We start from the raw sequence: 10,170 nt of genomic DNA on the forward strand, positions 1-10,170 counted from the left end.
CGACAAGCAGTTGAGCAAATTTGTCTGGGCTGACCTGATCAAACTTCAGCATCACCCCCCACCGTTCATCACTCATTATTATGTTGAGTAAGTTTTTTTACAGTATTAACTCCATACTCTACCGACTCAATCGCCAATTGAGCATAATATTTAACCCGTTTCCACCAAGAATCACTGAGTTCTACATCTGTGTCCATACCCCCCCGATTATTACTTCTATTTTCATTAATGGGGGGTGTGGACAGCGGATTAATCCCATACTGTGTCTGTATCCTAGCCCCATAAGCCGCGTTTCTCTCTTGCTCCTCTTGGGGCTTGAGTTCCTTCTGCTCTCGCTGACGAAGGCGATAATCCAGTACGTTTTGGATAAACACCACATCCTCAGTATTCAGCCGATAATACCGAACTCGTTGACCGTCCTCCAGTGGTCTTCGTGATTCAGTAAACAAATCGGCGTTGCCAGAGATACTGCCCCAAAATCCAAACAGGAGATTCATCAAGGGGAATGGTGAGATTGAGTATGCCCTTAACGTGAGATGCATTGCGTTTGGAGAAGTCAGCCAAAACCTGAATCATCGCCTCGTCGCCTTTTATCTCAACCCCAGCCATCAAATCCATCAACACTGCCCTCAATCCCAACCGATGACGCATCAGCCAGGATGTGGAATGATTGCTCCAGTCTGTGCAGATGCTCAAGCGATGCCTGCGGCGGCAAGCTACGCGTTCCGATTTATCCCTTTCCACCACAACAGAGGGCGGGGCAACACGAAAAAGTGAGATCATCGTTTAATAAGCAGAGGGAGCAGGGGGAGTCAAGAGAAATTTTAGTAATTTTTGCTACTAAAACTAATTAAAAATATACTTATTTTTTCTCTCCCCCTGCCTCCCCTGCTCTGTTTGTTGCAGTTTCGGAAAAAGTTGCACCATTATGAGGCTGAGTGTAAAATCGCAGATGTTACAGATAGCAACCGCTCTCACTAATTGATGACAGGTAATCCTGCCGGTTGTGTTGCAAAAAATGACTAAGAAGATGAAAACCCTATTAATGGGTTAATCTTTATGCAACAACTCCGAAGATGTCTGCAATGAATTTTACTTCACCGACAACATCCCCTTTTTCAACTTTTTGAACCTGACCTTTGCGAATCATATTCATGATTTCATAACCAATTAGTGTGATTCTGGCTGTATGAAAAGATTTAAATCCTAATGTTGGTTTCACTAATTTTTTAATAAATCGATGATCCTGCTCAAGGATATTGTTGAGATATTTAACTTGTTTTAATTTAGTAGTTTTATCCAGTTTCTCATGAATTTTCAACTCATTTAAGACCAATGGGTAAGCAGCGTTTTTATCAACCGTTATTACTCTTGGCATCTGAGTATGAGTCGATTTTAAGGCTTTTTTGAAAAACCTGACAGCAGCCTTGTGATCACGCTTGGCACTTAACATGAAATCAATAGTATTTCCAAAGGAATCTACTGCTCGGTATAAATACTTCCACTCACCTTTTACTTTAATATACGTTTCGTCTACCCGCCAAGAATCATTCGTTGGCTTCAAGTAACCTCTAGCTCGTTTTTCTATTTCCGGTGAGTAATTTTGAACCCATCTGTAAATAGTAGTGTGGTCAACCTCAACACCTTGCTCCTGCATCATCTCCTCAATCTGACGGTAGCTGAGTGGATATCGCAAATACCACCTCACGCACAGCAAGATAATTTCGGATTGAAAATGACGCCATTTGAATGGTTGCTTGGGGTTCATGAACACAATGTCAGTGGCTAGGCTTATTAAGTATAATTTCTACTCTTAGCAGAACTCCACCTGTTTTTGCAACAGAACCCTAAATCTTTGCGCCACCATTAACCACGATGTCTTGTCCCGTCAGCCAACGCGCTTTTTCCGATGCCAAGAATACGACGACTTCAGCAATATCTTCAGGAGTTCCCAAACGCCCCAATGGAGAGCTTTGAGCCGCTACTTTTTGATGTTCCACAGGTGCGTTGTCAAACATTCCAGGAGAAGTTGGGCCAGGAACTACGCTGTTAACCGTAATCTGGCGCTCTCCTAGTTCTTGAGCCAACACTTGTGTGAACATTCTGACTGCCGCTTTGCTGGCTGCGTAAATGGTTGAACCAGCGTGTGGGTAAACACTCGTGCTGGAAGAAATGTTGATGATGCGTCCGCCATTTCCGATATGAGGTGCGGCTTCCTGCGAGCAAAAAAGGACAGCACGAACGTTCAGGTCGAATACAGCTTCGTAGTCCTCTTGGGTGACTTCTGCCAAAAGTCCTCCTCGTGCAACACCGGCATTATTCACCAAAATATCAAGTTTGCCCAAGCGTCCCGTAATCTCTTGAAACAAGCGACGAATATCTGCAATCTTGCTAAGATTCGCTTGCAGGGCAATAGCTCGCCCACCCTCAGCTTCGATAGCGGCTACAACTTCTTGCGCGGCATCGGCACCACGCGAATAGTGAACGATGATCAAAGCGCCTTGCGCCGCCAGCCCCTTGGCGATGGCGCTTCCAATGCCGCCAGACGCACCTGTGACAAGTGCGACCTTTCCATCCAGATTTTCAGTTGACATGAAACCCCCTCATTTACCTTCAATGTGAATTATACAAAACGCAGCCATGCCGCGCGCGACGGCTTAACGTTCCGATTAAAGGTGATTCATTGTCATTAATCTTAATTTATTGGTAATAAATTATTGTCTGAAACCCTTACTATTCCGTTGTTTCATAAATTAACGGGAAAAGTCAAGTCCACAGCCATTGCTTTTTCCTCGCGAATTTTTAGCTACCTAACTTTCAAAATTGTATCGGCATTTAGGAGCAGCCTATTCAAGTACGGGAGCGTTCCGTTGGCGCTGGCGGAAGGCAGTCTTCTTTGCACGATTGCCGCAACCGTTACCAGTCATTGCACACCATCTGCGCTGACCAGAATGTGAAGTGTCCAGGAAGAGCATCGCGCACTCAGGGTTAGCGCAGGCTTTGATCCGCTCTACCAAAGAACTTGAGAACAAGTTGATCGCGTCGCGCGCGATCAAGGCGAGGGCGGCATCTACAGAACAAACCGCAGTCGATGAGACACTTCGCCCGTCCGGGTTGAGCTGGAGTACCGCTGGCGATCGGGCAGCCCAAGCGTTGATCGTCTCGATGTCTACTGGGTTGGGAACGTGATGGCAGCGGAGCGATTGCACAGTCTGGTACATGGCTTCCCGAAACGTCTTTGCAGACTTTAGCGCCTTCGGACTAACATCCAAAGCGTCCGACATTAATCCGGCATCGACGCACCATCGGGCGAAATCAGCGGGTATCAATAGTCGCTCGATATCACGGTGTCCGCGTTCACCGATGGTGGCGATGAGGTTCAGTGACAAGCGACCAGGAGTGAACCGGAACGCAAAATCGGCGGGTGTTAGATGATGGGTAGGGACAGATTGGCGCATAAAACCAGTATAACCAGTTCCAGGGTCAAGTCGATGTGCTATATTTGGAACCAGTAAAAAAAGTTTTTTCAGGTTCCAAGTTTTGTCCTAACATATTTAAGTTAAGATGACACTTGGTTCACGACAACAAACTCGGCACTCAGATTGGCGAGTCTTTGATAAAAAGCACTTCTGGAGGGTATTGCGATGAATATCGGTTTTATTGGAATCGGGAGCATGGGCGCTGCAATGGTGCCAAATTTGATCAAGGCAGGTCATAGCGTGAAGGTGTGGAATCGCAACTTGGACGCGGCTAAATCGCTCGAAGGTGTCATGGTACTGCCATCGCCAGCTGCTGCGTTTGAGAACGATGCCGTCATTACCATGCTGTCGGATGATGCAGCAGTTCGTAGTGTGCTCCTTGACTCAAAGGCACTCGATTCTGCACGTAAAGGCTGCATTCACATCATGATGGCAACGATTTCCCCCGCCCTCTCTGGAGAATTACACGATCTGCACCGCAGCGCGGGGATTGCTTACGTTGCCGCCCCGGTTCTCGGTATTCCTGCCGTAGCCGCAAAGGGTGAGTTGAATATTATCGCAGCGGGTAACGCTGAAGCGATCGCAACGGTTCAGCCACTTTTCGACGCTCTGGGTCAGAAGACGTGGCACCTCGGCGATGATCCCAAGTACGCCAACGTGACGAAGATCGCGGCCAACATGATGATTACGCTTGCCATTGAGTCGATGGGCGAAGCTACAGCGCTGACCGAAAGCTACGGTTTGAAGGCGAGCGATTTTCTCGAGGTTGTCACGAACACAATTTTCGCGAGTCCGAGCTATAAGCGCTATGGCGATAATATTGCCAGCAACAGCTACGAACCAGGATTTAAGCTAACCTTGGGACTCAAAGACGTGAATCTAGCGCTTGATGCAGCCAAAGCAAAGCATACTGTGTTGCCTGCTGCAGAAATTGTGCGAGAGAACCTAAACAAAGCGGTCGATCAGGGACTAGGTTCCAAAGACTGGTCAGCTCTGGCTAAGATCACACGTCGGCGGGCAGGACTAGAAGAGGGTGTAGCCTAGCAAGACTTTAGCCGAGTCAAGAACAGTGGCTAATATCCCGACATGAAGGAACAGGAGAAAACTATAGTGGAGTTCAATCATTTACGCACGAAGCCCGCAGACCATTACTTTACCGAACCCCCGAAAGACAGCATTCCCTTTTGGGCGGACACCACAGCGAGAACGTCGCGTCGCGGGCACTTCTGGGTATCCGGCGATCGCGTCACCCGCAATGGGCAGACGTTTCAATGCGGACCGATGTTCGTGTCCTGGGAGGCACCGGAGCGCGTGACACAGCCCTATCCTGTGGTGCTAGTACATGGCGGCACGTTGCAAGGCACCGAATGGCTCGACACGCCTGATGGTCGTCCCGGTTGGGCGCAGCGATTCGTTGAGGCTGGGTATGCGGTACTTACTGTTGACCGTCCCGGGCACGGTCGTTCGCCCTACCACCCTGACATCGTTGGTTCGATGGGATCGCCGTTCTCCTACGAGCGAGGTAGAGAGGTTTACTTTCCGCCCACGACGGCTAACGGCATCCAGACGCAGTGGATCTTCGACCCGAACGACGATGCCGCGTTCGACGCTTTCATTGCACCGTACGGACCGATGCCAGCCGACCTCGCCGCCTCACAGGAAATGGACGCGGCGAGGCTCGCTTGCCTGCTGGACCGGATAGGACCTGCGATCATCGTTACCCATTCGGCATCGGGACCCGATGGCTGGCTCGTCGCCGATCGGCGTCCTGAACTCGTTGCCGCGATCGTTACTATCGAGCCGATGGGTCCGCCGTTCGCCGAAACCCCTGGCATCGGGACTCTCGACTGGGGACTGACTGCCGCTCCCGTCACCTTTGATCCTCCACTTGGTGACATCACTGATGTCCATGCTGCCGATCCAGCATCGCTGCGGATTCCGGCGTTGGCTGGGTTGCCGATCGCAGTGCTCATAACTGGGCTTTTAGTATCTCAATCAATTATTGGAAGTAGAGTAGTCTTATATAGAAATCCTATTTGATTTTTGAAAAAAATCCGTACATCCCAAGAGTGGGAAAATCAAACGTAGTGTGTCGAATAAACCACTCAAACATCCACTTTAAATGAGAGAAAGAGGGAATCAAGGCACAAAAACGTCGAACCCATGTTTTAGCCTGCAACCAAATATCTTCAATCGGATTTTGCTCTGGACAATTAGGGGCTTTAGCGTTCGCAATGAATTTTCCATTGTTCTGGTGATAAACCTTGATTAAGTTCATGTAAAAAGTTTTGGATTTCTTTGGAACGGTGGTAGGTAGCGCCATCCCAAAAAATCAGCAATCGTTGGTTGTCAGACTCAGTTAGTAGATATTGCAGGTAATCAATAGTATTTTCTGAATTTCCTCTGTCGTAAGCTTTAAGCAATAATTTTCGTTCCAGATAGTCCACTGCTCCATAATACGTTTGTTTCTCTCGCTCATTGACGACTGGAACCGTTATCTCTTGGTCAGTTCTCCCCCACACATAACCCAGCGATCGCAGTTGCCACTTCTCTAAATAGTGTTGCCGTTTGTAGATGCTGGTTTATCATTGTCTGTTCTTACACTTGTATCCTCACCCGTATTATTCCGTAATCTTTTTCAAAAATCAAATAGGAATTTTATAACAACCAATTAGGCAGTAGGTTATTCAAGATTAACCTTGACAACTTTGTTCTTTTCAAGCTCAGTTTTAGGCAGTGTCAGATTCAAGATGCCGTCTTTATAATCTGCGGTGACATTGGTATTTTGAATCCGAGCAGATAGAGGAATTACACGTTGGAATTTACCATAGTAGAATTCGCTCGAAGTTGTGCCATTGTTTTCGGTTTTAGTTTGGGACTTACGCTCACCGAAGACGTGAACAGCGTCTTGGGTGACTTGAATATCTAGGTCTTTAGCTTCAAGTCCTAAGTACAACTCACCGCAAAAAAGGGTCGGAAATAGAGGAAGATATTTTTTGTAGGATGGCATAAAAATCAGATATGCAGGGACGTAGCTCAAATATCCAGGTTGAAATGACTGGTGAGCAACAAGATATACTAAACAGTTGGCTTCGTAAGTCAACAACCCCCGTGGGTTTGGCAAAACGCGCCCGTGCAATATTAATGTTGGCATCAGGGGAAATATTCTGTAAAACCAGTCAGTACGTAGGAATGGGAGAACGTCATATCAGAAAGTGGGCAAGACGGTTTATAGAACAAGGAATCGAAGGATTATATGATGGCAAACGACCGGGACGACAAGAAAGTTTTTTCCCCCTCAAGTCGCATTGTATCTGGTTAAAATTGCTTGTGAGCGACCCGATATGATGCAGCGTTCGTTATCGCAATGGGACTGTACAGAATTAGCGCAGCAAGTAATAGCAGCTTCCATAGCAGGTAGCATTTCTGCATCTACTGTTCGACGAATTTTAAATAGTCATAAATTAAAACCTTGGCGACATCATTTGTGGTTATCACCAAAAGCCCCAAGAGATGAAGCGTTTGTTAAAAGCATAAAAGAAATTAGTTATTTATACACTCGACCATTAAATCCGGATGAAATGGTATTGTGCGTTGACAAGAAAACCAACTTACAACCCCGACCACGTAAATCCAAAACTCTTCCAGCTAAACCAGAACTACCTGTAAGAGTTGAGCATGAATATGAACGTAAAGGAGCGCTCAATTTATTTGCTGCATTTGATACTCGCACAGGTAAAGTATGGGGACAGACTTATGACCGTAAACGTCAAGAAGAATTTATTGCATTTCTTGAATACTTGGACAAGGAAATTGCCCCATCAGTTACAACAATTCATGTGGTGTTAGATAATTTGAGCGTACACAAAGGCAAAAAAGTCCAAGCTTGGTTAACCAAACAGCAGCGTTTTGTATTTCATCATCCTCCCGTCCATTGTTCATGGATAAATCAGGTTGAACAATGGTTTAGTATTTTGCAACGAAAACGTTTGAAAATATCTGATTTTACCGATAAAAAAGTTTTAAGTGAACGTTTACAAGCTTTTATTTCTGAATGGAATACAAAAGCACATCCTTTTGGTTGGAATGAAAAGTCAACCTTGAAAGTTATCGCAAAGTGCCAAATTCCAGATTCCAATTCTACGGCCCAAATAGACCTAGCGATCGCGGCTTAATTTCCGACCCTTTTTTGCGGTGACCTGTACTAAGAATGCTGAAACGGTTGCCCCCATCTCTCCCAATTCTCCTTGTTGAATGGTGCCTTGAATTTGTGAATTAGTGCAAGCTCTAGCTGCTGCCTGGGTTTTGTTTGCACCGGAGCATCTCACCAAAAAGCGATGCTCACTTCCCGTTGCAGTCCATAATGATAATGCAGTGAATGGTAACTATCTAAGTATTGCTTGCATCCATACTCACCTTTCCACCGTTTACCAGAACGGCAAGTTTCACCAACATACAGCAGCAAGGGCATAGCATTATCGATCACAAAATAAATAGCGGCGCTACCCACATCTGTTGGCATCCTGTAAAACGCCATCGATTGCAAGGGCAAAGTAAAAGGATCAATCCGGTCTGGGTTGCAGTGGTTGGGTGCAATGTCAAATAACGCCGTCTGCTCAGGTGGTTTGTTCTCTCTGACTCGTTGCTGATAATCCAAAATTTGCGCTTTCCACTTCAGCAGGGCATCAGCACTCATCACCAGCGCCTCTGCTCTACGTTCTGGTGTGAGGGTCATATCTGAGAATAGGCTTAACTGATTGGGTTCCAAAAGTATTATAAAGAGGATGCCGACTAGCTGATTATCCCCCAGAACTGAATCAAGTCAAGCTGTTAAAGGGGGGAGCGATCGCCTTACTGCAAAGCGATCGCCAACGCCTTCACTTTCCTTTTTTTCCTCTAAGAAATTTTCGGGTATCCATTCACACAAACTACACTTATCCTTAAGAGATAAAGAGCGAGATCAAGCGATGCCTACGGTTCAAGAAGCCTACGCTTCACTCCATTACACTTACATTCTTCAGATCAACATTACCTAGCCCAGAAGATAGATACATTTTTGAAAAGTTGAAGCACACTTGTAGGAGCAACTTTAACTATTCAATAATGGTGTGGCAATGTGGCTAAAATATGGTGTAAATAAAGAAGGTATTTTGATATGTATTGAAGATATAAACAGGGGGAAGACTTCACTTAAGTGTCCTTACTGTCATAGTGATTTAACTGCTAAAAAAGGCAAGGTGAAAGAGCATCATTTTGCTCATTATGGAGAAACTTGTCGCCCCATAGCTAACCGAGAGTTCCCTAACGGGACTTAAACAAAACAGGAAGGTAAAAAAGACTATAATGCTTAAATAGCAAAGCTTTCACGTTGAAGTAAGCAGATGAAAGAAACGACTCCCACAGCCATGCCTCCATGCTTTGAAAGATGGTGTGAGCGATTTGATGATGTTTTTACTCATAAGGCTCAAAAAAGAGAGTTTAGACACTATTTAGGGGGATTGTTGGGTGAAAGTGAGAGAAAAAACCTGTTTCAAATCGCAGAGAATGCTGTAGGAGTGACTTATCACCGATTACACCACTTTTTAACAGAAGCGCCTTGGTAAGCGCGATCGGGTGAATGAGAGTAGGTTAGAGATCATGAACAAGTGTAGCCAGACAAGAATTAGTAGAGGCTTTAGCTTGATAATAGATGATTCGGGACATAGAAAAAGTGCGGAGCCGGAGACGCTCCGCCTCCGGGAAATTTTACTGAGGGGATAGGAAGACAATATATTGGAGAAATTGGTAAGACAGACAATGGAATAGTAGTAGTAACAACGCATTTATATGATGGAAGAAAAAGCTTACCGTTAGATATCGAGTTATATCAGCACGCTGATTCTTTAGCCCAAGGGAAACAAGACCCAGAATTTGAGAAGAAACCAGAACTAGCAATCAAATTAATCGATAAAACTTTAAACAGAAAATATCAACCTGGAATAGTAATTGTAGATGCCGGATATGGCAACAATACATCATTCTTATTAGAGTTAGAGAAACGGCAATTAAAATATCTAGGTGGATTAGCGAAAAACCGCAAAGTCATTGTGAATGATTTTCAAGAGCTTCAAAAAAAAATTAGGCTAGATGAATTAGCCCAGAGCTTACCCCAAGAGGTTTTTACAGAAATTCAACTAGAGTTAGATAAACCCAAAACACTATGGGTAGCAACTAAACAAGTAGAAATATCAGGTTTAAGTGGGAAGCGAAATGTCGCTATCGTAATGAATGCTTCGACTTTCAAAGATGCAACAGACATTGACTATTTCATCACCAATGTCTCTCCATCAATTGTTACACCACAATGGATAGTTGATACATATTCTCAAAGAAATTGGGTCGAAGTTTTTTACAGAGAAGCCAAGGGATGGTTAGGACTCAAAGAATATCAAGTTCGAGATAAAAGGAGTTTACTTCGTCATTTTATTCTAGTTTTCTGTGCCTACACTTTTATTCTTTGGCATCAAATGACTGGTGGGTTAAGGCGAAGGTGGGCTAGCAAACCTTTAAACACTTTTACTGAAGCTTTGGAAGCTTTTAGAACAGCTATGTCTTATCGATTCTTCGATTGGTTAACCCTCAACCGTGACGTGTTTACTGCTTATAAAGCCAGTTTGGGCTACATTTGGGCTTGATTTTTGTTTAAGTCCCG

Annotated in this window: 12 protein-coding genes and 3 pseudogenes; 6 read left to right on the forward strand and 9 right to left on the reverse strand. The window is 45.1% G+C overall.

The genetic code is table 11. From position 1 onward, the window contains the following. Positions 1 to 68: 68 nt before the first annotated feature. The 5 genes from ACFE90_RS31225 to ACFE90_RS31245 all read right to left on the reverse strand — a co-directional run bounded on the left by ACFE90_RS31225 (position 69) and on the right by ACFE90_RS31245 (position 3,458). Positions 69 to 497: a hypothetical protein gene (locus tag ACFE90_RS31225; protein WP_375506217.1), complete on the reverse strand. Its 429-nt coding sequence runs from the start codon at positions 495 to 497 to the stop codon at positions 69 to 71. Next, a complete protein-coding gene (locus ACFE90_RS31230) occupies positions 439 to 783 on the reverse strand; it encodes a hypothetical protein (RefSeq protein ID WP_375506218.1) in 345 nt (114 codons plus the stop codon). Before ACFE90_RS31230 ends, ACFE90_RS31225 begins: the two co-directional genes overlap by 59 nt. Before the next feature lie 274 nt (positions 784 to 1,057). Next, positions 1,058 to 1,768, reverse strand: a complete 711-nt coding sequence (locus ACFE90_RS31235) for an IS6 family transposase (RefSeq protein WP_375506219.1) — start codon at positions 1,766 to 1,768, stop codon at positions 1,058 to 1,060. 79 nt (positions 1,769 to 1,847) lie between these two features. Then, on the reverse strand, positions 1,848 to 2,594 hold the full coding sequence (locus tag ACFE90_RS31240; protein WP_375506220.1) for an SDR family NAD(P)-dependent oxidoreductase: 747 nt from the start codon (positions 2,592 to 2,594) through the stop codon (positions 1,848 to 1,850). 252 nt (positions 2,595 to 2,846) lie between these two features. Beyond that, a complete protein-coding gene (locus ACFE90_RS31245; protein ID WP_375506221.1) occupies positions 2,847 to 3,458 on the reverse strand; it encodes a CGNR zinc finger domain-containing protein in 612 nt (203 codons plus the stop codon). A 186-nt stretch (positions 3,459 to 3,644) separates the two neighbouring features. Between ACFE90_RS31245 and ACFE90_RS31250 the strand changes: the two genes are divergently transcribed. Next, positions 3,645 to 4,523, forward strand: coding sequence for an NAD(P)-dependent oxidoreductase (locus ACFE90_RS31250; RefSeq protein ID WP_375506222.1), 879 nt, complete (start codon positions 3,645 to 3,647; stop codon positions 4,521 to 4,523). Between the two features lie 42 nt (positions 4,524 to 4,565). Then, positions 4,566 to 5,519: an alpha/beta fold hydrolase gene (locus ACFE90_RS31255; RefSeq protein WP_375506223.1), complete on the forward strand. Its 954-nt coding sequence runs from the start codon at positions 4,566 to 4,568 to the stop codon at positions 5,517 to 5,519. Here ACFE90_RS31255 and ACFE90_RS31260 read toward each other — a convergent pair. Together ACFE90_RS31260 and ACFE90_RS31265 are read right to left on the reverse strand one after the other, a co-directional pair. After that, a pseudogene (locus ACFE90_RS31260) lies at positions 5,512 to 6,007 on the reverse strand (transposase); the annotation flags it as partial. The gene ACFE90_RS31255 and the pseudogene ACFE90_RS31260 overlap by 8 nt on opposite strands. Positions 6,008 to 6,162: 155 nt before the next feature. Next, a pseudogene (locus ACFE90_RS31265) lies at positions 6,163 to 6,426 on the reverse strand (Hsp20/alpha crystallin family protein); the annotation flags it as partial. A gap of 74 nt (positions 6,427 to 6,500) precedes the next feature. On the opposite strand from ACFE90_RS31265, the gene ACFE90_RS31270 reads away from it, so the two are divergent. Continuing rightward, a complete protein-coding gene (locus ACFE90_RS31270; protein ID WP_375506224.1) occupies positions 6,501 to 6,827 on the forward strand; it encodes a transposase in 327 nt (108 codons plus the stop codon). Continuing rightward, complete coding sequence (locus ACFE90_RS31275) at positions 6,788 to 7,654, forward strand: IS630 family transposase (RefSeq protein ID WP_375506225.1); 867 nt, start codon at positions 6,788 to 6,790, stop codon at positions 7,652 to 7,654. The genes ACFE90_RS31270 and ACFE90_RS31275 overlap by 40 nt, the downstream gene beginning before the upstream one ends. Here ACFE90_RS31275 and ACFE90_RS31280 read toward each other — a convergent pair. Both ACFE90_RS31280 and ACFE90_RS31285 read right to left on the reverse strand, forming a co-directional pair. Then, entirely contained in the window at positions 7,637 to 7,810 is a 174-nt protein-coding gene (locus ACFE90_RS31280; RefSeq protein ID WP_375506226.1) for a hypothetical protein, read from the reverse strand. The genes ACFE90_RS31275 and ACFE90_RS31280 overlap by 18 nt on opposite strands. Beyond that, positions 7,804 to 8,214, reverse strand: a complete 411-nt coding sequence (locus ACFE90_RS31285) for a GIY-YIG nuclease family protein (RefSeq protein WP_375506227.1) — start codon at positions 8,212 to 8,214, stop codon at positions 7,804 to 7,806. The genes ACFE90_RS31280 and ACFE90_RS31285 overlap by 7 nt, the downstream gene beginning before the upstream one ends. A 379-nt stretch (positions 8,215 to 8,593) precedes the next feature. Here ACFE90_RS31285 and ACFE90_RS31290 point away from each other — a divergent pair, with 379 nt between their 5' ends. Together ACFE90_RS31290 and ACFE90_RS31295 are read left to right on the forward strand one after the other, a co-directional pair. Next, complete coding sequence (locus ACFE90_RS31290; protein WP_375506228.1) at positions 8,594 to 8,794, forward strand: competence protein CoiA family protein; 201 nt, start codon at positions 8,594 to 8,596, stop codon at positions 8,792 to 8,794. A 90-nt stretch (positions 8,795 to 8,884) separates the two neighbouring features. Beyond that, positions 8,885 to 10,153, forward strand: a pseudogene (locus ACFE90_RS31295) (IS701 family transposase). Positions 10,154 to 10,170 lie beyond the last annotated feature (17 nt).

Source organism: uncultured Nostoc sp. (assembly GCF_964245445.1).
GTDB lineage: Bacteria > Cyanobacteriota > Cyanobacteriia > Cyanobacteriales > Nostocaceae > Nostoc.

Bases quoted from the DNA above. Each gene is read 5' to 3' on its own strand.
- ACFE90_RS31230 (WP_375506218.1), bottom strand. From the start codon at position 783: ATGATCTCACTTTTTCGTGTTGCCCCGCCCTCTGTTGTGGTGGAAAGG.
- ACFE90_RS31235 (WP_375506219.1), bottom strand. From the start codon at position 1,768: ATGAACCCCAAGCAACCATTCAAATGGCGTCATTTTCAATCCGAAATT.
- ACFE90_RS31245 (WP_375506221.1), bottom strand. From the start codon at position 3,458: ATGCGCCAATCTGTCCCTACCCATCATCTAACACCCGCCGATTTTGCG.
- ACFE90_RS31225 (WP_375506217.1), bottom strand. From the start codon at position 497: ATGAATCTCCTGTTTGGATTTTGGGGCAGTATCTCTGGCAACGCCGAT.
- ACFE90_RS31270 (WP_375506224.1), top strand. From the start codon at position 6,501: ATGCAGGGACGTAGCTCAAATATCCAGGTTGAAATGACTGGTGAGCAA.
- ACFE90_RS31285 (WP_375506227.1), bottom strand. From the start codon at position 8,214: ATGACCCTCACACCAGAACGTAGAGCAGAGGCGCTGGTGATGAGTGCT.
- ACFE90_RS31240 (WP_375506220.1), bottom strand. From the start codon at position 2,594: ATGTCAACTGAAAATCTGGATGGAAAGGTCGCACTTGTCACAGGTGCG.
- ACFE90_RS31250 (WP_375506222.1), top strand. From the start codon at position 3,645: ATGAATATCGGTTTTATTGGAATCGGGAGCATGGGCGCTGCAATGGTG.
- ACFE90_RS31255 (WP_375506223.1), top strand. From the start codon at position 4,566: ATGAAGGAACAGGAGAAAACTATAGTGGAGTTCAATCATTTACGCACG.
- ACFE90_RS31290 (WP_375506228.1), top strand. From the start codon at position 8,594: ATGTGGCTAAAATATGGTGTAAATAAAGAAGGTATTTTGATATGTATT.